The sequence below is a fragment of the Croceitalea sp. W27 genome (assembly GCF_055693185.1).
On the sequence record NZ_CM146327.1, the window covers coordinates 198998 to 220242 of the forward strand.

Genomic DNA, 21245 nt, shown 5'->3' on the forward strand with positions numbered 1-21245 from the left:
CCAATGAGACATCTCACGACTACTGTACTTTTTTTTCTGTTCCTTTTTAAAGCTTATGGACAATTTAAGAGCAAAGGTAAAAAATTTGATAAAGCCCTTATCGCAGGGCAAATAGAACCCATTCAAAAAATAACAACTCCCGACGCATTTTTTTTGCTAGAGGGCCAACGCACCTTAAGCGGCCCTGAGCATTTGCAACAATATTACACAGCTCTTTTTAAAGAACAAGAAATAAAATCACTTGAAAGGAATACTTTAGAAACTATTGAACTTGGGAATCATGTTATTGAAATGGGAACTTTCAACAAGAATTTTATTCGAAAATCGGACAAGATGGAAATTACTCATGAAGGAAAGTATTGGTATATCTGGAAAAAAGTGAAGGATGAATTCTTGTTGTTTTCCTATGTAGAGGGCTATCATAAAGAGCTTTCTCGCAATGAATATGTCGTAATTGATACAGGAATTGAACCAGAAAACAAGGGTACTATTGAGTTGAAAGCCTATGCAGCTCTTGGAGAGAAAGCTATTCGTGAGTGGAACCCAGAGTTGCGTATTCCAATGTACACTGACGATGCTATTTTTTATCCTTTTGCTGATACTGCTAAAGTAGGTATTGATGTGCTGGCACCCTACTTGATAGGGTATCATCAAAATGACATTCAAATTGATTTGATTAAAAGCCAGCCCTTTGCCTACCAATATTTTGATTGCTATGTACTACAGTTCTCCACTTTTGAAGTAGACTGGCGTTTTAATGAAACATCAGGGACCAATAAAGGAAAGGGCATCACCTTATGGAAACGACAACCAGACCACTCCTTGAAGGTGTACAGAAAAATAGGCTCACATAATGATTTAAACCCATAAATAGCGTCATGAAAAAAATAACAAGTACCCTTATCTTACTCTTACTGTCATTACAAACTTTTTCATTTCAAAAGCCTGATAAAATTGAATTAATAAAAAGACAAAGTCAACAATTAATGAGCTACATAAAAGCGGAGTCTTTATCAAAAACAATTTCTCTATTCAGTGATGAAGCAACTTTATTACCTGAGTATCATAAATCCCTTCGGGATAAGTCCAAAATTAAAGAGTACTATGGCCAGTTTTTTGAAAAGACCGAAACCACAAAATTTGCTAAAGAATCTTTTGAAATTATCGACTTAGGGGAATATTTTATTGAATTGGGCACATTTGAACATCAATACAAAACGCCTTCTGGTAAGAATTTTGATTACAATGGAAAATATACCACCTATTGGAGGTTTCAAAATAATATAACGCCCATAATTATTGCTCATATTTGGGGTGCATCACATTATTTTGAGCCTCAGAACCTAGACTTTATAGAAATACCAACTACAGCTATTTCTGCACTAGTACCCAAAACCAAATGGGAAAAGAGAATTGAGGAGCGACGAAAAATGGTTTACCAAGCGGTACTGGATGGTAACGCGGAAGAACAATTAAAATCTTATGCTGATGATGCAACATATATGACTTATTACGATTACCCCTTTATTGGAAAAGAAAAAATAAGGGATTATTTCACCTCACATTACAATCCAGATGTTTCTAGAGATTCTTTAATGACCAAAAGTGTTAGGGTTATTGACATGGGTGATTATGCCTTGAAGTTTGGCGAATATTATGTGGGCTGGACCTGGGAAAGTCAGCCTTCGTATATTGAAGGAAAGGGTTTGACCTTATATAAAAGAATGGAAGATGATAGCATTAAAATCTACAGGCAAATGATTAATCATAGTATGCCCGCTACACCAAAAGAATAAAACAATGCTAGCTATTAGAATACTTATATTTTTACTTTTAATTACTAAAAGTTTTGCGCAAAAGACTTCAATCAAATTTGAGTCCCAAGGAAAAACAGAAGTACTCACATCAAAAAACCCGTTTCAAAAATTTATTGGCGAATGGACTTTAAAGAACGATAAATGGACTCAAAATTGGGGAGATAAAACTGAAATTATTACCATTCCTAATCATCATACAATTTCAAAACAAATCAATACATCTAACAGCATACTTTCTATCATTGATGGCCCTGAACCTAACGGACATATTTTTTGGTCTTATAATCCTGTAACCAAAAAGGTGGGTCACTTATCAAGTTTCGGTGTGGTAAGAGCTGGCTTTGGCGAGGGCAGTGTTTCCAAAAATGGCGATGTCACCCTGAAAATAACTTTTGAAGGTGAGCCCCAAAATACTTATAGGATATACAAGTATAAATGGATGTCAAAAGATGCGTATTTCATGAAATCAGTTCAATACAATTCTGAGAATGTGCCAACAGGACTTTTCTATCAGGGTACTTTTGTTCGGAAGCAAAAAGAAGTAAATGAAGTGTTGAAAAACCGGATAAAAGAAATTATGGGCATATTGGATAATAATGTAATTTCAGTTGAAGAGCAGCTTCAAGTATACTCAGAAAATATTGTACATATGGCACCTGGACAAGAAACTATTCGAGGAAAGGCTAGGCTAGGGGATTATTTAAAAAAACAACGCCAATTTGGCATATCGAAAATGCAACATAAAATTGTAGACTTTGAGGAGTATGATGACATTGTCATAATGCAAGGTGAGGTGGTAGGAAGCTATCATCCTAAAAATAAAACCCCTGTTGTTGAATTCAGAACAAAAAATTTATTCCTATTTGAATATGAAAACACTGGTTTAAAAATCAAAAAAGTAATTTATAACTCCTCACCACCAAACGACAAATAATTTCTCAATAGATTCATCCGCCTTTTTTAGCCAGAGCATTGGTGCATTTTGTTTAAGCATTCTCAAGTTGATTTCCAATAGCGTTTCATAATGAGAACTATATTGCCTTTCCAAAGTAGGCTTAACAACCCATTCTTGTTTATAGGGTATGTAATATTCGTATTGCTTAAACGCTGCGGTATTGAAATCATCAAAATGAATCCAATTTCCAACAATACAATCTTTGTTTAAAGGACGTATTGAGGTTGTATTGTTTTCATAAGGGGCGAACAGTTGGGTCTTAAAACAAACTTCCTGTTTTACTTCTTCAGGTATTAACTGTAGTTCGTTTAGTTGTGATGTTAGTTCTTTTGAAAAAAGTAATGGAAATTGTTTGTTTTTTAGCTTATCCAACTTAGTAAAGAACATATCTTTTTTATTAGGGCCCATTAAACGGTGAATAGGCTCTGTGATTTCAGGATTGATAATATAGAATTTATATGCCAGTTCTATATGGTAATTCTTCTGACCAACCTTGTTGTGTACAATAAAATCTAACTCTCCCAAGCGTTCTTTATTTCTATCTACCAATAGGTTCTTTGCCAGAATTTGCCAATCTTTTGATCCGGATAGTAATTGCTCAAAAACATATTCCATTTTATGGCCTATGCGTAAACGTTCTGGAATGGGCCGCGCTAAATGTTTGTTTATCGTGATATCAGGAAATTCAAACTGTGTAACACCAAATTGTTCTTTGATCCAAAGGGGCGAAGTGTTATAAAACCCAAAGCATAGTTCTCTTTCCATCATACAAACATAAACAGAAGCGTTAAGTTTTCTTTAAAGCCTAAGCCATGAATGTAGAATGTCTTAATTTTATATGATGGCTATGAAAATGAGAAAAGGCTTTCGTTTTACACCTTACGAGGCTCCAAACATATCTCCCTTTGAAAAACTTTTTGAGATTTTTCAAGAACTCATCACACATACTTCTGGGGATTTTGATGAGGCTATCGATTGGTTGCGCGAATTGGATAAAGAATATGACCTGACTACCGATGAGTATACCATTGAAGATTTTATTGAAGACTTAAAAGCTAAAGGGTATATACGTGAGGAATTCGAAGATGGAGGGGGAAAAATGGGCCAAGAAGGTGAGGAAGGAGATGAAGGCGCTGGGAAAGGTACTATATCAATAACGGCAAAATTGGAACGAATGATTCGCCAGCGGGCATTGGACCAAATTTTCGGGAAGATAAAACGCAGCGGTTCAGGAAATCATAAAACAGGGAAATCAGGGAAAGGAGATGAGCATACTGGTGAGTTTAGGGAGTATCGCTATGGAGACGGTTTAGACCACATTTCAATGACGGAAAGTCTTAAAAATGCCCAAATAAATCATGGCATCGGAAATTTCATGCTCGATGAAGGAGATTTAATCGTTGAAGATACACAGTACAAAGCCCAAATGAGTACGGTGCTGATGATAGACATCAGCCACAGCATGATTTTATATGGTGAAGACCGGATAACACCGGCCAAAAAAGTGGCCATGGCCTTGGCGGAATTAATTACGACCCGATACCCTAAAGATACCTTGGATATATTGGTTTTTGGCAACGATGCATGGCCCATTCCGATAAAAGATTTACCCTACTTAAAAGTGGGGCCTTATCATACCAATACCGTTGCAGGCCTGCAGTTAGCGATGGATATGCTAAGAAGAAAACGTAACACCAACAAACAAATTTTTATGATTACCGATGGTAAGCCAAGTTGTCTTCGCATGCCTGATGGAACGTATTATAAGAACAGCGTTGGGCTTGATGAGTATATTGTAGAGAAATGTTATGCAATGGCCTCTCAGGCCAGAAAATTACATATTCCCATTACCACTTTTATGATTGCGGAAGACCCGTATCTCATGCAATTTATTCGTGAATTTACGCAAGCGAATAAGGGCAAAGCATTCTATACTGGCCTAAAAGGTTTGGGAGAGATGATTTTTGAAGATTACGAAAACAATAGAAGAAAAAGAATAAAATAGTATAGTTCTCATTCCTGCGCAAGTAGGAATCTATCGAGAAAAGTTTAATCAAATTATTGTCCCCTTTAGGGGACTTTAGGGGTGTAAAATATATGACGTTGAAAACAGGAAACATTAAGACATTAGGTGAACTAAAGAAATCAGGTTACGAATCAAAAAGTATTAAAGATGAGTTGCGTGACAATCTCATTGAAAAAATAAAGAAAAAAGAAAATGTTTTTAAAGGGGTTTGGGGTTATGAAAACTCGGTAATACCTGAATTGGAAAGGGCTATACTTTCGCGTCACAACATCAATCTATTGGGGTTGCGTGGTCAGGCAAAAACAAGACTTGCAAGACTAATGGTGAACCTTTTAGATGAATATATTCCCATTGTAGAAGGTTCTGAAATTCATGATGACCCCACAAATCCTTTATCGAGATATGCCATTGAGCTGATAAAAGAAAAAGGGGATAAAACCCCTATTTCATGGTTACATCGAGATGAACGTTTTTATGAGAAACTGGCTACGCCCGATGTTACAGTTGCTGATTTAATCGGTGATGTCGACCCCATAAAAGCTGCCAATTTAAAATTAAGCTATGCCGATGATCGCGTTATACATTTTGGTATGATACCGCGGGCTAACCGCTGCATCTTTGTCATTAACGAGCTACCCGATTTACAGGCGAGAATACAGGTTTCTTTATTTAATATTCTACAAGAAGGAGACATCCAGATCAGAGGTTTTAAACTACGTCTGCCTTTAGACTTGCAATTTATATTTACGGCAAACCCAGAAGACTATACCAATAGAGGTAGTATCGTTACGCCTTTGAAGGATAGGATTGGTTCACAGATATTGACCCATTATCCTGAGGATATCGATATCGCAAAAAGAATCACTAAGCAAGAGGCTAAACTTGATGCTAGACAGTCCGATTTGGTTCATGTGCCAGAATTAGCCATGGATTTATTGGAACAAATTAGTTTTGAAGCAAGGGATAGCGAATACGTAGATGCCAAAAGTGGGGTAAGTGCCCGTATGAGTATAACGGCATTCGAAAACCTATTGAGTACGGCCGAACGTAGAATATTGTTGTCAGGTGAGAAAAAGACGACCGTTCGTTTAAGTGATTTTATGGGTGTTGTTCCGGCAATTACCGGTAAGATAGAATTGGTTTATGAGGGTGAACAAGAAGGTGCCGGCTTTGTAGCAGAAACTTTAATCGAAGAAGCCATTAAAACTATGTTTCCGACTTTATTCCCAAAAATAAATAAATTGGAACGTAAAGATGCAGAGACACCATATGATGGAATCGCAGCTTGGTTTTTTGACCAAGGAGGCTTCGAACTATTAGATGAGGATGATGATAAAGTCTACCATGAAAAGTTAGATTCTATCGCACCATTGGATAGCCTGCTAAAAGAATATCACCCAGATTTAGATAAAAACGAAACTTATTTTATAAAGGAGCTCGTGTTGTGGGGGCTAGTGGCCCATAAAAAATTGAGTAAGTATCGCTTTTCCGATGGTGTACGTTTTAAAGATTTATATGGCAGTTATATAAGTGATTTATAATAGCTAATCTTTTCTTTTGAGTGGCATAATTTTGAAGAAGGTTAAGCTTCGCCATAACCATTCTAAAGGCCCATAGTAAAAATACCTTAGCCATATTTTACTTAGCCACATCTGCAGGGCTATAAAAACTAAGGCAAGTAAAAAGGTATACAGCTGTCTTAATTCTCCTATTAGGCCTAAACCCCAACCAAACAGGATAAATGTAAAGACAATGCTCTGGGCTACATAATTGGTAAGTGCCGTTTTACCGTAGGGGACAAATTTATTCAACCATTTCTGTCCTTTAGTTTTTCGGTAAATAATTACAAACAGGGCGATATAAATCAATGTCATTGCAGCATTGCTGATATCCATCGCGGTAAATCCTAACATGGCATTCCAACTTTTCATATTGAAATTTTGTCCCATGCTCATAAAAGCAGCGCTCATTGCAATTAACGATAAGACTAATGTGATGGAAGCATAAATCAGAATATTTTTGTTAAGCTTTTTTTCTTCGTGAATTCTTTTAAAAAATCCTGAACGACCAACAAATAGGCCTACTAGAAAAAAGGCAAAGGTAAAATAACCCCTTCCGAAAAGACCATATTGAAATTCAGCTTTATCTATATGGCCTTCCGTGGCATTAGTAGCAAAAACTTCCCATAGAGAGCCATTTTTTAAGGTGTCATAGTAATTCAGGATTTTAGGATTATCAGGATTTATATCCATTTCGCTAAAAAGTGGGTCACCTCCTGTAAGATAAAAAATCAAAAACCGTGCTGCTCCAAAAAATAATATGGCAGAAATACCTAATACCCATTTATTGGGGACTTTGTAAAAAGGAATCAGAAATATACCAAGAACGGCATAAACGGTTAAAATATCCCCTCTGTAAAAAAGACTGTGTGCAAAGCCAATTGCCAGTAATAGCAATAAACGCCACAAAAATCGACCACCGAAATAGCTCCCCTTTTTATTGGCATTATCCATTTGAATAAAGAAACTAAGTCCGAATAAAAATGAGAATAAGGCAATAAACTTTCCTCTTAAAAAAATTCCTATAAAACCATCTACGATATCATCGGCAAGGCCTTGGTGAACAGCTTCGTTAAATGGCCCTGGAGGCTGTGCGCCAATGTAGTTCTCTACAACATGGCAAATTACTATTCCTGCAAGGGCAAAACCTCTTAAGGCGTCAATAATGGCAATTCTGCCAGGCTGGGTTTGGTTTGTGGTTTCGGTCATGATTAATTGGATTGATTGATGATTAATAACCTTAAAATCCTCTAAACCTTGGTGTTAGCAAACTGAAGATTTTAAAATGTATCTTTAAACTAAGGTAAGAATAATTGTTGTTCATCGTATGCGAAAGAGTAAACCCGTAGTAAAACTTAAAAAATCGAACCGCTCAAAATCTAAATTAGGTAAGGCACCCGGTGCAATTACCTATATCGGTAATCGTAAAAAACAGGTAACTACCATTAGTAAAATCAGTTATGATGAGAAGGATTATGTTTTAGAGAATATTAGTATTGCTGAAATTGAATCGGCCCTAAAAAACAACCAAACATCTTTTGTCGATGTTGTAGGCCTGACCGATGAGACGACCATAGCTCAAATTGGTGCGAAGCTGAACCTGAACAACCTGCTACTGGAAGATTTGGTCGACACCCTGCAACGCCCAAAAATAGATGAGTACGAAGATTATGTTTTTAGTGTTTTTAAAATGCTTTATATCAATGAAAATGCCGAGTTGGTCATTGAACATGTAGCACTTACCTTGTTTAAAGATACGGTCGTGGTCTTTCAAGAAACTGACGATGATGTATTTGGGGAAGTAATCAAACGTATTGAAAATAAGTTTGGAAGAATTCGGAGTAGGGGTGCAGACTATCTGTTTTTTGCCCTTTTAGATGCGATAGTTGATAATTATTTTATCGTTTTAGATGATATCAAGAATAAACTAGAAATTCTTGAAGATGAAGTATATAACAATCCGCAAAAAGAATCAGCACGAAAAATACAGTACATGAAAAAAGAAATACTTCGCATACGAAAGTGGATTTTTCCAGTAAAGGAACTCGTAAACCGCTTACTGAACACAGAACATGAATTGATTTCAAAAGAAACCAAATTATTCTTACAAGATACCTTTGACCATTGTTTAGAAATTAATGAAGATATCGTACTCTACCGAGAAATGTCTACCAGTTTAATGGAAATGTACATGACCAATATGAGCAATAAGATGAACGAAGTAATGAAAGTGTTGACGGTTATCGCTTCTATCTTTATTCCCCTAACTTTTATTGCGGGTATTTATGGAATGAATTTCGACAACATGCCCGAGCTGCATACCGCAAACGGATATTACTATTTATGGGGCGTTTTTATTCTCATCTTTCTTGGTCTGTTAATTTACTTTAAGAAAAAAGACTGGCTTTAACATAGTATTATGTTAATACACAAGTGTAAGGGTTAAACCCTGTTAAATCACTTGACAAATCTGGATATACGCTTATATTAAGAGTGTTGGTTTACTGTTTTGGTAAACAGGCATTCGCCAAAAGTGGTCGTTCAATAGCGACGTTAAATTTTCTTCACTACCAACATTAACACATTTATGAATCAGATTTTAGGATTATCCTAGAATTACAAAACACCTAAGAATGAATTATTTGAATTTAGAAGAAGAAAAGGTATTACCCGTAGTAAGCGAGTTAAATACACTATTAGCCGATTATCATATGTATTATCAAAAACTGAGAAATTTCCATTGGAATATAACAGGAGAAAACTTTTTTGATTTACATGAAAAGTTTGAAACCTTATATTCCGATGCAAGAATAAAAATTGATGAAATAGCGGAACGTATATTAACCTTACGTTTTCATCCAATGAGTAATTTGACCGATTATATTGAAAAGTCTGCTATCAACGAAAGTAGTACAGACCTTAATGACCAAAAGATGGTAGAAGAAACCTTGTTTGCACATGGTATACTGCTGAAACAAATGAGTAAAGTACTTAAAAAAGCAAACGATATTGCCGACGAAGGCACCATTGATTTGATAGGAGCCTATATTAGAGAATTGGAGAAAAGTAGTTGGATGCTAAATGCTTGGAGCAAAAATAAAAATGAAAAATTGAAAGCATCCGTAAGTTCATAAGAACTACAAGAGAAAAGAGTATTAACCTAAAAACACAAAAAGAAATGAAAATTTTTAAAACAACAATATTATCAATCGCATTATTAACTGGTACAACGATTATTGCCCAAGAGAACAATCAGGCAGGGGTCGCAAAGGAAACCACGAAAAAAACCTATAAGCTTTATCAAAACGGAGAATTGATTAAAAATTCAGTGTTGATAGAAACTACAAGAAATCAAGCCGTAATGCTAGATAAAAAAGATAGGAACAAGGTAAATCAAGATAGAATTTTGCCACCAACCGCGGTAGTAAAGACGGTAAAAATCGATAATGATGCCGATGAATATTATGATGAAATCATAAAATTCAGCTATACAACAGATGAAAAGACAGATTTCACATTGGTATCAAGTAAAAACGATTTAATGCTGGCCGTAGAAGATGGCGAGAACATCACCATCTTAGAAAATATGACCATTAGTATGGACGAAGCCATAAATTCAAAAAAGGCTTATGTCTTTACTACAAATGATGGCAATAAGGTTCAATTAAGGGTAGAATCATTTGAAAAAATGAATCAAAAAGATTCGAAATAATAATTGAAATTTAATGATATGTTTAGATGGTCTATACGGTTTATAGTAATCGCCATATTAGCAGGTGTACTCGGGTATGGAGAAATCTTAGGGAAAGCTGCGACATGGGCCAAGATATTGTCGATCATATTTACAGTTTTATTTATGTTAACCTTGATTAAGAACTCATTTAAAAAAATAGAAAAATGAAAAATACAGCAATAAAAATTTTATCGGTATTTGTTATAGTACTTACACTGATAAATTGTAGAGAACAGACTACTGAAGAAAAAGCAAAAGATGCTATTGAAGAGGTAGGCGACGACATCGAAGAAGGTGTTGAAGAAGTTGAAGATGAAATAGATGATGCCACAGACAAATAATAAGGCATTTGATATAAGAAAAAAAGAGCGCAATTTGCGCTCTTTTTTTATGGTTAATACCGATACTCTAGTTTTTTGTATTTTCAAGAAAATTATAGTCGTGCAACAGATAACTTATATTCTAGGTATTGTTTTGATAGTCTATGTGCTTATCAGCATACTGTTATATTTTTTGCAGGACTATTTTTTGTTTAAACCAGAGAAACTTTCGAAAGACTTTCAATTCTATTACGAGAATCAAGAAACAGAGGAATATAATATCGAAACCAGGGATGGTGCAACCATCAATGGACTTCGTTTCAAGGCTAAGGACCCAAAAGGTGTTGTGTTCTATTTAAAAGGAAATTCAAAAAGTATCAAAGGTTGGGGCAAGTTTGCGGTAGATTTTACACGGCATGGTTATGATGTTATCATGGTCGACTATCGAGGCTTCGGAAAAAGTACAGGCCGTAGAACCCAAAAGGCCGTAAAACGCGATATGCAGGTCGTTTACAATAAACTAAAGGATAACGTATCGGAAAAATACATCATTTTATATGGCAGGTCTTTAGGTTCGGGTTTTGCGACCAAACTGGCTTCTATGAACAATCCTAGAATGCTCATTTTAGATGCTCCATACTATAGTTTGAGCAAGGTGGCGAAAAAGTTTATTCCTTTTATGCCCTTGTCCTTATTGATTAAATTCCCCATGCCGACGTACAAGTGGTTAAAATATGTAAATTGTCCTATTCACATTATACATGGTACGGACGACAAATTAATTCCTTACAAGACTAGTGTAAAACTATCACGAATCAAACCTAAAAGCACAACCTTACATACGGTTATCGGCGGCGGGCATAAGAATTTAAATACATTTGAATCGTACCATCAAATGCTAACGGAAATCGTGAATTCAAGACCTAAAAAAGTAGATTTAGAGGGTTCTAGTATTCACGTTCAGCACTCATCAAAACCAACAAATGCCAAAGTTTAAACGCGTTGGGTGCGTTCTTCTAGTCTTATATCTCTTATTGACCGCTATGCTCTATTTTTTACAAGAGAAAATTATTTTTCTACCTTCAGAATTACCCCAAGATTATGCCTATAGCTTTTCGGAACCTTTCGAAGAGTTCTTTTTAACGGCGGATGACGGCGCAAAACTGAACGGACTCCATTTTAAACGTGAAAACCCAAAAGGCGTTATTCTTTATTTTCATGGTAATGCAGGCGATTTATCGCGTTGGGGTGAAATAGCGACCTTTTTTGCCCAAAAAGAGTATGATGTTATTGTAATGGATTATAGAACTTATGGCAAAAGCACTGGCAAACTAAGTGAAGCGGCCTTATTCAAAGACGCGCAACTTTTTTATGATTATGCCTCGGAAAATTATAATGAAAACAAGCTTATTGTTTATGGGCGTTCCCTCGGCTGTTCTATAGCGACCTATACGGCATCTAAAAACAAGCCTGCAAAGTTGGTTTTAGAAACCCCGTTTTATAATTTATTGGAGGTAGCTAAAAAACGTTTTCCGGTGTTACCGGTAACGTGGTTGTTGAAATACAAATTTGAATCAAACAAATACATTACCAAGGTAAACTGCCCAATAAGCATCTTTCATGGTACAGAAGACGCTGTGGTACCATATGAATCTGGTAAAAAATTATTTAGCCTTGCTACTAGTAAAAAAGAATTTATAACCATCGAAGGTGGTGGGCATAATGATTTGATAAATTTTAAAGCCTATACTGGCAATATTGATGGGGCTTTGGAATAGAGGTTTCGTTATCGGTTGGTGTATGGTTAGTTACGGAAAATCAGTTAGGGAATCTATGAGCCTAGAATAATAATGTCTTAAATTAAAGAAGGAAAGACTTGTTTTTTACCTCAGTTCTTTGTTGTGCTTTCGTTATTTTTCGATAGTTCGTATTTCTTGTTTGAGTGCAGAACTAACAGATTTTAAATCCTCCAAGCAAGGTCTGTAAAAATCCAAGGCAATTAGATTTTCAGAATACATGTGCGATACGAAATTATAGAATTGTTTGTCCTTAAATAGCTGATTTATATCATTCGGTCTTTTAGTTTCTCCATCAATATTAGTTTCCAAATTTTCGAATAAGTAAGGATTAGTTTGACTCAACATGTCCCATTGAAATTTTAAAAAGTCTGATATAGTTTGATATCTGTAGTCGTAAAGATTTATTATTTTCTGCCTTAAGGAATCGTTTGATATTAGGTGAATACCTTGTGATTTTAAACTTTCATAAGCAGATTTTTGAGGATAAAATATACTAGCTCTGTTAATCGCTGATAACCCATTTCTGTTTCCTAAATAACTTTTATTCAACGCCTCTTCATCATGGTTCTGAATCGCCAGCATTATTTTTTTATTTGACGACATAATTGAGGAATCTATGCTTATCTTATTTTCAAAATTCACTAAATCTATTTCTAAATCTCTGTTTAAATTCTTCAAAAACTCCAGCTCTATTCGTGATGATTTCTTGGATTCATTCCAATTATTAATCGATAATGCTATCAAAATTCCGATAACCACAAGTATAATTTCTCCAAGTGCGTAAATCAAATATTTACTGAATTTATTTTCAGAGAGTAGATTTTGCCTAATTTTTCTAAAGAATTTTATCATTGGTTAGCGGTTTCAGATAATGAAGCACAACGTTTAACTAAGTGGAGTTTCAATTCCATTTAGTGATGGATAACGAAGTTCGGTTTTTTTTAGAAGCTATTTCAAGTCTTTGTAAACCGTATTTTAGAGAAGTTTTTAACAGTATCTTAATCAAACAGGTCAGAAGATAAGTACCGATCACCACGATCACAGACAATAGAAACAATAGTACCTTCTTTTATTTGTTTTGCCATTCGCAACGCCACTGTAGCCGCGCCACCACTGCTCATACCCGAAAAAATACCTTCTTCTTTGGCCAATCGCTTTGCCATTGCGGCAGCTTCTTCTTGATTCACGTATAGAATATCATCCACTTTTGTAGGGTCGTATATACTTGGTACATAATCAGGCGACCACTTTCGTATGCCAGGTATGCGAGAACCTTCTTCAGGCTGTACACCTATAATTTTAACATCGGCATTTTGCGCTTTCAAAAAGGTAGAGGTGCCCGTAATCGTCCCCGTCGTACCCATACTGGAGACAAAATGGGTGATTTTTTTATCGGTATCCCTCCAAATTTCTGGACCTGTGGTAGTATAATGTGCTTTCCAATTGTCCGAATTCCCAAATTGATTAAGCATGATATACCCTTCATTTGCTACTTTATTTTCAGCATAATCGCGTGCGCCTTCAATACCAATATCGGCGGGGGTCAAGGTAACCTTGGCGCCATAGGCCCGCATGGTTTGTATACGCTCAACAGTGGAGTTTTCGGGCATCACCAATTCAATGTTTAAACGGTAAACACCGGCCACCATGGCCAATCCGATACCTGTATTACCGCTTGTGGCTTCAATGAGTTTAGATGTCGTGGTGAAATCGCCCCGTTCCAATCCGTTTTTAATCATATTTAGGGCGGGGCGGTCTTTTACACTTCCGCCTGGGTTGTGGCCTTCCAACTTAAAGTAGAGGTCCACATTCGGGTTGGTATTTAAAACCCTTGACTTTACCAAAGGGGTATTTCCTATTAAATCTAAAATGTTTTTAGCCATTTTATTTGGTCTTTATTTTAATCACAGGGGTATGAAAAACAGTAGAATTTGCCGGTATGGATTCCGTAAGCCATGCATTTCCGCCAATAATGGAATTTTCTCCTATCACAGTTTCTCCACCAAGTATAGTAGCATTGGCATATATGGTCACATTAGATTCTATTGTTGGGTGGCGCTTTGTTTTTTGCAGTGACTTGTTCACAAATAAAGCACCCAAAGTAACCCCTTGGTAAATTTTCACGTGATTCTTGATGACCGCGGTCTCACCAATGACAACTCCTGTGGCATGGTCGATAAAAAATGATTCGCCAATCGTAGCTCCTGGGTTGATATCCACTCCGGTCTGCCTATGGGCATATTCGGTCATTAAACGCGGAACCAATGGAAAACCTTGATTGTACAAAACATTCGCCAATCTGTAGATTGCTATGGCATAAAAACCTGGGTAGGCCATATACACTTCTTGAATGGAAAGTGAAGCTGGGTCGCAGCTAAGTATGGCTTCCGCGTCCAAATTCAATTTTTTTAGAATGATTGGTAGCTCAGCCACATAGTTTTCCCAAATTTTATGGCAAGGCTTCGCGGTTTCCCAGCAGGCCAGGTTTACCAATGCATCGAACTGTTCTTCCAGTTTTTCTAAATGCGTTTCTACATGGGTATTGATATCAAATAGGGTATAGAAAAGTGTATCGGTAAAAGTCTCTGTGTTTCTTTTTAATCTATAGTCTAAGTAGGGTAGTTTTTTATGTGCCTTAAGTTGATCAATAATTAGTTGTTTGTCCATTTTAATTTATTAGGTACTACAGCAGTCAAAATTAGCCATTCTAAAAAAATGACAAGCTTAGAAATGGTTAACTTTAGCATAAAATAACAGCAGTTTGTGATATGTCGGTTGAAATAATTAACAAAACTTCACTAGACTTTTTAAAAAAATTGGCCAAGAATAATAATCGAGAGTGGTTTACCGCCAATAAGGAAACCTTTAAGGCTCATGAAGCTGATGTGAAAGCTTTTTATAATGCGGTTATGCAGCGATTGAACCAGCATGACCAGATAGAAAAATTAAAAATATTCCGTATTTATAGGGATGTCCGGTTTTCTAAAGACAAAACCCCGTACAAGGCCCACTTTGCAGGCTCTTTTTCGAGAATGGGACTAGAACGAAGAGGTGGTTATTATCTGCGGATAAAACCAGGAGAAACTTTTATGGCTGTAGGGTTTTGGGATCCGAATAAGGAAGATTTGATGCGTATTAGAAAAGAACTGGAACTCGATGCGTCAGAATTTAGGGCAATTCTGGAAGATTCCGAGTTTAAAAAGGTTTGGGGAATGCTTCAGGGCGATGCCCTAAAAACAGCGCCCAAAGGCTTTGATAAAGAACATAAGGATATTGACCTGATTCGTCACAAGCAGTTTATATTCACCAAAACTTTTACGAATAAAGAAGTACTTTCTAAAGATTTTATAGATCAAGTAGACCATTCTTTTCAAGCGATTCGACCGTATTTTGACTTGATGAGTTCAATTTTGACCACAAATTTAAATGGGGAATCGTTAATAGCTTAGCACAGGGTCATCTAATAATTGTACTTGGTCTTTAAGACGCTCTACCACCATATTCATCATCCGTTTGTTAAGTGCGGAAGAATCTTGAATATAAGTATTATACTCATCGACTGTAAATAACCCTATGATTAGGCCTTTTAAAGAGTTTCTAAACTTTACATCTTTTTGGATGGCATTTTCAATGTATTGCAGTCTTTTCTCAAGAGATAGTTCGTAAAACGTATTCTTATGCTTTCTGATATAATTCTTGAATAATGCTATGAGTAAGCTGTTTTGAAACTTTAAGATCGGTCGCAGGGTTTCGTTTTGAAAACGTTCGCCGAGACTCATGTTTGGATGTATTTGGGTAGATTTAATATCGGGACGGATATGCAGTAAATCATTAGACCTATCGCTCATATTGATAGTTTTTATAAAGGTAGTATATGCCTTTTGAAAGCCGTATAGCAATTTGTTTAGTTGTTAACTTTCTTATAAACATGATGCATATGGCCATAAGCTATGAAAATATGTATTTTTAGAGTCCTTTAAATATCTTACACTTATGAAGTTCGGTAAAACGGAAACCCCTGAATTGATAGACTTTTCAATGCCTAAAACACACCCCGATACCGAGGTGTTATTGGGTAAATCAAGAACCGATGACCCGGTTAAAGTTTTTGTTGGCTGTGCCAAATGGAATAAACAAGATTTGAAGAATTTCTACCCTCGGGGCACAAAAGATGAATTAAGCTACTATTCTACACAATTCAATTCCATTGAATTGAATGCTACTTTCTATAGAATTTTTCCAGCGGAAACTTATCAAAAATGGTACGATAAAACCCCAGCGGGATTCAAATTTTTTCCAAAAATGACCAATGAAGTGAGTCATTTACGAAGAATGAACGATAAGGTATATGCCATTGCCGATCGATATTTAGAAGTTACGTCTTTGTTAAAGGAAAAACTGGGTACCATTTTTCTACAAATGCACAACAACTTTGGGCCCAAGAACTGGGATAGGGTAGTACGCTTTGTAGAATACTGGCCAAAAGAGTTTCCCTTGGCCATGGAGTTTAGGCATACAGATTGGTTCAATGACGAAAAAGTTGCCAATGAACTGTTTCACTTGCTTCAAGAGAATAATATTGCCAATGTTCTGGTAGACACAGCCGGCAGAAGAGATATTATGCATATGCGCTTGACTACAAACGAAGCCTTTATACGTTATGTAGGCGCAAATCATGAGAGTGACTATCCAAGATTGATAGATTGGGTAAGTAAATTGGAGGAGTGGAAAAAAATGGGCCTGAATAATGTCCATTTCTTTGTACACCAAAATATGGAATTGGAATCTCCACTTTTATCTGCATACTTTATTGACAATTTGAACAAAAAATTGGGAACAAATTTGATTATCCCCAAAACTTTAGGTGGAGAGCAAATCAATCTACTATAGTCACAACTTCTTACTTAATTTTGTGAGTGAATTCTAACTATCATGATATGCGATTTCATTCACGAAAATGGGTAAAACCCGAAGACTTAAATGCCAATGGCACCTTGTTCGGTGGAAGGGTATTGGCTTGGATTGATGAGGAAGCTGCCCTTTATAGTATCATTCAGCTTGAAAACAAAAAGGTGGTCACCAAATACATGTCAGAAATCAATTTTATGAGCACGGCAGTTAAGGGAGATATTATTGAAATAGGGGTAGAGGCCGTAAAATTTGGCAAAAGCTCCTTAAACCTAAACTGTGAGGTACGCAATAAAATGACACAAGAAACGATTGTCACCGTCGACAACATTATCATGGTCAATTTAGATGATGATGGCAAACCAAAGCCACATGGTAAAACCAAAATCGAATTTGTAAAAGACCGTTTGGCTAAAAAAAAGAAGCCGCCTAGTTGGCTTGTATTTCTTTAGCTATGGCCTGCACTTCATCAAGTACACGCAATAAATTCCTTCCCCAAAGCTTATCTATTTCTTCCTCAGAATAACCACGTTTTACCAGTTCGGTTGTGACATTAAGCGTCTCTGAGGCATCTGACCAACCATCAATGCCACCGCCGCCATCAAAATCAGAACTTATACCTACATGGTCGATACCTATCAAATCTACCATGTAATCAATATGGTTTACAAAATCTTCAACGTTTACTGCGGCTGGAGCATCGGTTTTCGTTTTGACCAGGTCTTTACCAATTTTCATGATTTTCGGGTAGTTTTCCATGAATTCTCCTTTTTCAGCATCGGAAAGCGAAGCAAACTGAGATCTATCATACCAATTCAATCTTAAAGAATCCGCTACCGATTGATAGACTTCTTTCATGTAAGCAGCACGTGCTTCATGCTTTTCCGCATTTAGGTAGGAGCTGAAGGCGACCGTTTGCACCACCCCTCCGTTTTCTTTCAATAATTTTAGCTGTTCATCATCGAGGTTTCTACTGTGATCACAAAGCGCTCTTGCCGATGAATGCGAAGCGATTATAGGTGCTTTTGAAAGTGCAACCATTTGCTCCATAGACTCTTTTGAGGGATGGGAAATATCTATCATTATTCCAAGTCTATTCATTTCTTTTACAGCACTTTGCCCTAATTCACTTAAACCATTATGTAGCCAAATACTGTCCTTTTCACCCGTATTGGAATCACAAAATTGGCTGTGTCCATTGTGCGATAATGAAATATATCTGGCACCACGTTTATGATATTCTTCAAATTTTGATAAGTCTTCACCTATTGGGTAGGCATTCTCAACGCCAATCATTGCTACTTTTTTACCTGATTTTTGAATACGGCGAACATCAGCAGATGTTAGGGCAAGCTCAATATCATTTGGGGCGTAATCGGTACAAAGTCTGTGAATTGCATCAAATTTTGAGATTGCATTTGCTGAGGCCTTTGCATACCCTTCGGCATTTAGAGAATCTTGTCCGGTATAAACAATAAACCAAGCTACATCAAGACCACCTTCTTTCATCTTGGGTAAATTCACCTGATTATCAAGGCGTTGTGCGTAGTTTATTGAATCTGTAAAGTTCTTTACGTTGATGTCATCATGAGTGTCAATTGTGATTACTTTTTCATGTATTCTTTGAGCTTTTTCAGTCATAGTTTCCGCTTTGGTTTTTTCTCCTTCAGCACAAGCAAATAGTAAGAATACGCCCAATAAAATTCCAAGTTTTTTCATTTCCAAAAATTTATACCTACAAATAAAGCATTTTGACAACAGAATATCTAGCCTAGATAACAATTAATTGCTTAGGGTGCATGAAATGGGGAGCTTTAAAATTATAAAAACCAGAGTATTACCCATTTTTTCGGGTAACCTCGCTTAGAGTTGACCAAAAAAACCATTGTGAAAACAAGAAAATTACTAACCCAACTTTCTGAAATTGAAGACGGCCTTAATCAGTTTTCCTTCGCTGAACTGAGTGCTTCGGAGGCCTCGGACCTTAAAAAATCTTTTGAGACTTTCAAAAATGGCTTAGAGAACAAGGTTTTTGGTGAGAGTAAAACCGAAACAGTTATAGTTGACACAAATAAACTACCAAAAAAAGTAAAGGCTGTAACCGAAAGCTCCCTCATTGCAAATGTTAGCCATGAGATAAGAACCCCATTAAATGGCATCGTTGGTTTTGTTGACCTTTTACAAGAGACCAAGCTGACCAAAAAGCAACAGGAACTGGTTAATGCCCTTGGCTTGGCCTCTAATAATTTATTGACCATTATCAACGAGTTGCTCGAATATTCTAAACTCTCGGCCGGTAAAGAGAATTTTGCTTCCATTGAATTTAATTTAAAAAATCTGCTCAATGAGCTGAGCTATCTTTCTCAAACCCTGATTGTAAACAAAAAGATAAAATTCAATCTTGATATTGATAAAAATGTGCCTGAAGTTATAATTGGTGATCCGTCAAAACTTTCTCAGGTACTATTGAATTTACTGGGCAACGCCATAAAATTTGTTGAAAAAGGAGCAATAGATTTCAATATAAGTTTAAAATCTGCTAAGGAAAATGAGGTTCGTTTAGGTTTTGAAATTTCTGATACTGGTATCGGTATTGCAAAAGAAAAACTTGAAAAGATTTTCGATTCATACCAACAGGCCGAACAAGATACCCATATCAAATATGGTGGCTCAGGACTCGGCTTGAGCATCGTAAAAGAGATTGTAGAGCAACTCAAAGGTACGATTGCTGTTTCTAGTACGGTTGGGGCAGGTACGACATTTAAGTTGGAAATTCCCTATCAAGTAGCACGAAAAAAACAACTTAAGCCTTCTGTAACTAAAAAGTCGAAACTAGAAAAAAATAAGACTTTAGACGGAATGACAATTTTGGTTTTTGAAGACAATCTACTGAACCAAAAACTTATTGCCAGCCGTTTAGAAAACTGGGGTTGCAAAACTGTGGTTACCGACAATGGCCTTTATGGATTAAAAATTCTAAACAATCATAAAGTAGATGTTGTACTTATGGATCTAAGAATGCCGGGAATGAGCGGTTTCGATATTACGAAGGCTATTCGAAATACTAACAAAAAGGACGTAAAGAATATACCCATAATTGCTTTATCTGCAGATTTCAGCAAATCGGATAAAGAACAATTTGAACTATTAGGAATAAACGATTTCATTCTGAAACCATTCAGACCCGATAACTTACTCGAAAAAATTATTAACAGCAAAAACAAAAAGATGACGGAACGAGAAACTAAAATCGAAATCATGGAGCCAATTAACAAGACCGATCTACTGACCCAAGAACTCAACTTAGATGCTGTTTTAGAAGATTGTATGGGTCAAATAGCGTTGTTGGATGAGTTGGTAGTTCTTTTCAAAAGAAATATTATAGAATTTATCGGTAAAACCAAAATCCATCTATTAAATGATGATTTCGATGGTGTGGGCTTTACTTCCCATAAAATCAAAAGTGGTTTACGTATGTTAAAGCTGAATGGTCTCATTGAAATATGCGAGCAGATGAGCTTGGTCTGTAAATCGAATAGAGATATTAAGCATTTAAATTTTTTGTACGAAGAATTTTTAAAAGAATACGAACATATAGAACCCTTAATTGAGTTGGAAATAGAACGAATAAAATCAAAATAATAAATAAATCCCCCGGTCCCATTGAAAAAACAAATCCTACTAGCAGAAGATGATGCTATGCTTGCATCACTATTGAACTATCGCCTCGAAAAGGGCGGATATGAGGTAGTACTTAAGAATGATGGTAAAGAAGTAAAAGATTGGTTGAACCAGTCTTTGCCCGATATTATAGTCAGCGATATCATGATGCCCTATTTTTCAGGTATCGAATTGGTAGATTATATCAGAAATGATTTAAAATCTACAATTCCAATAATCCTGATATCATCAGCTTCCAACGAAGAGAACGTATTGAGTGCCTTTGAAATGGGCGCAAATGATTTTATTTCAAAACCCGTTAGCCCTTCGGAATTGTTAGTAAGGGTATCTAGAGAAATAAGTAGAGTGAATTGAATATAGAATTATCTACATATTACAATCTTTTTCTTGTTAGTTCCCCCACGGTCGATACAAGCATACTTTGGAATTTCACCTTTCTATTTATAG

At 36.2% G+C, this 21245-nt stretch carries 24 protein-coding genes; 17 read left to right on the top strand and 7 right to left on the bottom strand.

Annotation, left to right across the window (positions count from 1 at the left end):
- The first annotated feature begins 3 nt into the window (after positions 1-3).
- The 3 genes from ACZ1GR_RS00960 to ACZ1GR_RS00970 all read left to right on the top strand — a co-directional run bounded on the left by ACZ1GR_RS00960 (position 4) and on the right by ACZ1GR_RS00970 (position 2751).
- Entirely contained in the window at positions 4-870 is an 867-nt protein-coding gene (locus tag ACZ1GR_RS00960) for a DUF4440 domain-containing protein (RefSeq protein WP_472610401.1), read from the top strand.
- Between the two features lie 116 nt (positions 871-986).
- Positions 987-1796: a YybH family protein gene (locus ACZ1GR_RS00965; protein WP_472610402.1), complete on the top strand. Its 810-nt coding sequence runs from the start codon at positions 987-989 to the stop codon at positions 1794-1796.
- Positions 1797-1800: 4 nt separating this feature from the next.
- Positions 1801-2751 (top strand): hypothetical protein, encoded by a 951-nt coding sequence (locus tag ACZ1GR_RS00970; RefSeq protein ID WP_472610403.1) that lies wholly within the window; start codon positions 1801-1803, stop codon positions 2749-2751.
- Here ACZ1GR_RS00970 and ACZ1GR_RS00975 read toward each other — a convergent pair.
- Entirely contained in the window at positions 2731-3540 is an 810-nt protein-coding gene (locus ACZ1GR_RS00975) for a DUF1853 family protein (RefSeq protein ID WP_472610404.1), read from the bottom strand. The genes ACZ1GR_RS00970 and ACZ1GR_RS00975 overlap by 21 nt on opposite strands.
- Positions 3541-3613: 73 nt before the next feature.
- Here ACZ1GR_RS00975 and ACZ1GR_RS00980 point away from each other — a divergent pair, with 73 nt between their 5' ends.
- Together ACZ1GR_RS00980 and ACZ1GR_RS00985 are read left to right on the top strand one after the other, a co-directional pair.
- The gene (locus tag ACZ1GR_RS00980; protein ID WP_472611841.1) at positions 3614-4777 is read left to right on the top strand and encodes a vWA domain-containing protein; all 1164 of its coding nucleotides are present in this window, start codon (positions 3614-3616) and stop codon (positions 4775-4777) included.
- Between the two features lie 92 nt (positions 4778-4869).
- The gene (locus ACZ1GR_RS00985; protein ID WP_472610405.1) at positions 4870-6339 is read left to right on the top strand and encodes a magnesium chelatase; all 1470 of its coding nucleotides are present in this window, start codon (positions 4870-4872) and stop codon (positions 6337-6339) included.
- 3 nt (positions 6340-6342) lie between these two features.
- Here the strand turns inward: ACZ1GR_RS00985 and ACZ1GR_RS00990 are convergent, their stop codons facing one another.
- Complete coding sequence (locus ACZ1GR_RS00990; RefSeq protein WP_472610406.1) at positions 6343-7566, bottom strand: DUF418 domain-containing protein; 1224 nt, start codon at positions 7564-7566, stop codon at positions 6343-6345.
- A gap of 118 nt (positions 7567-7684) precedes the next feature.
- On the opposite strand from ACZ1GR_RS00990, the gene corA reads away from it, so the two are divergent.
- From corA to ACZ1GR_RS01025, 7 genes are all read left to right on the top strand, one after another.
- Positions 7685-8767 carry a magnesium/cobalt transporter CorA gene (gene corA / locus ACZ1GR_RS00995; protein WP_472610407.1) on the top strand — a complete coding sequence of 361 codons (1083 nt, stop codon included), beginning with the start codon at positions 7685-7687 and terminating at the stop codon, positions 8765-8767.
- Between the two features lie 223 nt (positions 8768-8990).
- The gene (locus ACZ1GR_RS01000; RefSeq protein WP_472610408.1) at positions 8991-9491 is read left to right on the top strand and encodes a Dps family protein; all 501 of its coding nucleotides are present in this window, start codon (positions 8991-8993) and stop codon (positions 9489-9491) included.
- A 44-nt stretch (positions 9492-9535) separates the two neighbouring features.
- A complete protein-coding gene (locus ACZ1GR_RS01005; protein ID WP_472610409.1) occupies positions 9536-10069 on the top strand; it encodes a hypothetical protein in 534 nt (177 codons plus the stop codon).
- Between the two features lie 18 nt (positions 10070-10087).
- The gene (locus ACZ1GR_RS01010; protein ID WP_472610410.1) at positions 10088-10258 is read left to right on the top strand and encodes a DUF1328 domain-containing protein; all 171 of its coding nucleotides are present in this window, start codon (positions 10088-10090) and stop codon (positions 10256-10258) included.
- Positions 10255-10431, top strand: coding sequence for a hypothetical protein (locus ACZ1GR_RS01015; RefSeq protein ID WP_472610411.1), 177 nt, complete (start codon positions 10255-10257; stop codon positions 10429-10431). Before ACZ1GR_RS01010 ends, ACZ1GR_RS01015 begins: the two co-directional genes overlap by 4 nt.
- Before the next feature lie 100 nt (positions 10432-10531).
- Positions 10532-11407 carry an alpha/beta hydrolase gene (locus ACZ1GR_RS01020; protein WP_472610412.1) on the top strand — a complete coding sequence of 292 codons (876 nt, stop codon included), beginning with the start codon at positions 10532-10534 and terminating at the stop codon, positions 11405-11407.
- Positions 11394-12188 (top strand): alpha/beta hydrolase, encoded by a 795-nt coding sequence (locus ACZ1GR_RS01025; RefSeq protein WP_472610413.1) that lies wholly within the window; start codon positions 11394-11396, stop codon positions 12186-12188. Before ACZ1GR_RS01020 ends, ACZ1GR_RS01025 begins: the two co-directional genes overlap by 14 nt.
- 132 nt (positions 12189-12320) lie before the next feature.
- Here the strand turns inward: ACZ1GR_RS01025 and ACZ1GR_RS01030 are convergent, their stop codons facing one another.
- From ACZ1GR_RS01030 to epsC, 3 genes are all read right to left on the bottom strand, one after another.
- Positions 12321-13061: a DUF6090 family protein gene (locus tag ACZ1GR_RS01030; RefSeq protein WP_472610414.1), complete on the bottom strand. Its 741-nt coding sequence runs from the start codon at positions 13059-13061 to the stop codon at positions 12321-12323.
- Positions 13062-13207: 146 nt separating this feature from the next.
- Complete coding sequence (cysM, locus tag ACZ1GR_RS01035) at positions 13208-14092, bottom strand: cysteine synthase CysM (protein ID WP_472610415.1); 885 nt, start codon at positions 14090-14092, stop codon at positions 13208-13210.
- A 1-nt stretch (position 14093) separates the two neighbouring features.
- Positions 14094-14876: a serine O-acetyltransferase EpsC gene (epsC, locus tag ACZ1GR_RS01040; protein WP_472610416.1), complete on the bottom strand. Its 783-nt coding sequence runs from the start codon at positions 14874-14876 to the stop codon at positions 14094-14096.
- A 101-nt stretch (positions 14877-14977) separates the two neighbouring features.
- Here epsC and ACZ1GR_RS01045 point away from each other — a divergent pair, with 101 nt between their 5' ends.
- Positions 14978-15658 carry a DUF2461 domain-containing protein gene (locus ACZ1GR_RS01045; protein ID WP_472610417.1) on the top strand — a complete coding sequence of 227 codons (681 nt, stop codon included), beginning with the start codon at positions 14978-14980 and terminating at the stop codon, positions 15656-15658.
- On the opposite strand, the gene ACZ1GR_RS01050 is transcribed toward ACZ1GR_RS01045, so the two are convergent.
- The gene (locus ACZ1GR_RS01050) at positions 15647-16057 is read right to left on the bottom strand and encodes a glyoxalase (protein WP_472610418.1); all 411 of its coding nucleotides are present in this window, start codon (positions 16055-16057) and stop codon (positions 15647-15649) included. The genes ACZ1GR_RS01045 and ACZ1GR_RS01050 overlap by 12 nt on opposite strands.
- Before the next feature lie 145 nt (positions 16058-16202).
- Between ACZ1GR_RS01050 and ACZ1GR_RS01055 the strand changes: the two genes are divergently transcribed.
- Positions 16203-17099, top strand: a complete 897-nt coding sequence (locus ACZ1GR_RS01055) for a DUF72 domain-containing protein (protein ID WP_472610419.1) — start codon at positions 16203-16205, stop codon at positions 17097-17099.
- Positions 17100-17146: 47 nt separating this feature from the next.
- Positions 17147-17569: an acyl-CoA thioesterase gene (locus ACZ1GR_RS01060; protein WP_472610420.1), complete on the top strand. Its 423-nt coding sequence runs from the start codon at positions 17147-17149 to the stop codon at positions 17567-17569.
- On the opposite strand, the gene ACZ1GR_RS01065 is transcribed toward ACZ1GR_RS01060, so the two are convergent.
- Positions 17547-18836, bottom strand: a complete 1290-nt coding sequence (locus tag ACZ1GR_RS01065) for a dipeptidase (protein WP_472610421.1) — start codon at positions 18834-18836, stop codon at positions 17547-17549. The genes ACZ1GR_RS01060 and ACZ1GR_RS01065 overlap by 23 nt on opposite strands.
- 168 nt (positions 18837-19004) lie before the next feature.
- Here ACZ1GR_RS01065 and ACZ1GR_RS01070 point away from each other — a divergent pair, with 168 nt between their 5' ends.
- Together ACZ1GR_RS01070 and ACZ1GR_RS01075 are read left to right on the top strand one after the other, a co-directional pair.
- Entirely contained in the window at positions 19005-20759 is a 1755-nt protein-coding gene (locus tag ACZ1GR_RS01070) for an ATP-binding protein (RefSeq protein WP_472610422.1), read from the top strand.
- Positions 20760-20780: 21 nt separating this feature from the next.
- Positions 20781-21152 carry a response regulator transcription factor gene (locus ACZ1GR_RS01075; RefSeq protein WP_472610423.1) on the top strand — a complete coding sequence of 124 codons (372 nt, stop codon included), beginning with the start codon at positions 20781-20783 and terminating at the stop codon, positions 21150-21152.
- Positions 21153-21245 lie beyond the last annotated feature (93 nt).

Coding starts and splice junctions, on each gene's coding strand:
- ACZ1GR_RS00960 (WP_472610401.1), top strand. CDS start 4: ATGAGACATCTCACGACTACTGTACTTTTTTTTCTGTTCCTTTTTAAA.
- ACZ1GR_RS00965 (WP_472610402.1), top strand. CDS start 987: ATGAGCTACATAAAAGCGGAGTCTTTATCAAAAACAATTTCTCTATTC.
- ACZ1GR_RS00970 (WP_472610403.1), top strand. CDS start 1,801: ATGCTAGCTATTAGAATACTTATATTTTTACTTTTAATTACTAAAAGT.
- ACZ1GR_RS00975 (WP_472610404.1), bottom strand. CDS start 3,540: ATGATGGAAAGAGAACTATGCTTTGGGTTTTATAACACTTCGCCCCTT.
- ACZ1GR_RS00980 (WP_472611841.1), top strand. CDS start 3,614: ATGGCTATGAAAATGAGAAAAGGCTTTCGTTTTACACCTTACGAGGCT.
- ACZ1GR_RS00985 (WP_472610405.1), top strand. CDS start 4,870: ATGACGTTGAAAACAGGAAACATTAAGACATTAGGTGAACTAAAGAAA.
- ACZ1GR_RS00990 (WP_472610406.1), bottom strand. CDS start 7,566: ATGACCGAAACCACAAACCAAACCCAGCCTGGCAGAATTGCCATTATT.
- corA (WP_472610407.1), top strand. CDS start 7,685: ATGCGAAAGAGTAAACCCGTAGTAAAACTTAAAAAATCGAACCGCTCA.
- ACZ1GR_RS01000 (WP_472610408.1), top strand. CDS start 8,991: ATGAATTATTTGAATTTAGAAGAAGAAAAGGTATTACCCGTAGTAAGC.
- ACZ1GR_RS01005 (WP_472610409.1), top strand. CDS start 9,536: ATGAAAATTTTTAAAACAACAATATTATCAATCGCATTATTAACTGGT.
- ACZ1GR_RS01010 (WP_472610410.1), top strand. CDS start 10,088: ATGTTTAGATGGTCTATACGGTTTATAGTAATCGCCATATTAGCAGGT.
- ACZ1GR_RS01015 (WP_472610411.1), top strand. CDS start 10,255: ATGAAAAATACAGCAATAAAAATTTTATCGGTATTTGTTATAGTACTT.
- ACZ1GR_RS01025 (WP_472610413.1), top strand. CDS start 11,394: ATGCCAAAGTTTAAACGCGTTGGGTGCGTTCTTCTAGTCTTATATCTC.
- ACZ1GR_RS01030 (WP_472610414.1), bottom strand. CDS start 13,061: ATGATAAAATTCTTTAGAAAAATTAGGCAAAATCTACTCTCTGAAAAT.
- cysM (WP_472610415.1), bottom strand. CDS start 14,092: ATGGCTAAAAACATTTTAGATTTAATAGGAAATACCCCTTTGGTAAAG.
- epsC (WP_472610416.1), bottom strand. CDS start 14,876: ATGGACAAACAACTAATTATTGATCAACTTAAGGCACATAAAAAACTA.
- ACZ1GR_RS01045 (WP_472610417.1), top strand. CDS start 14,978: ATGTCGGTTGAAATAATTAACAAAACTTCACTAGACTTTTTAAAAAAA.
- ACZ1GR_RS01050 (WP_472610418.1), bottom strand. CDS start 16,057: ATGAGCGATAGGTCTAATGATTTACTGCATATCCGTCCCGATATTAAA.
- ACZ1GR_RS01055 (WP_472610419.1), top strand. CDS start 16,203: ATGAAGTTCGGTAAAACGGAAACCCCTGAATTGATAGACTTTTCAATG.
- ACZ1GR_RS01060 (WP_472610420.1), top strand. CDS start 17,147: ATGCGATTTCATTCACGAAAATGGGTAAAACCCGAAGACTTAAATGCC.
- ACZ1GR_RS01065 (WP_472610421.1), bottom strand. CDS start 18,836: ATGAAAAAACTTGGAATTTTATTGGGCGTATTCTTACTATTTGCTTGT.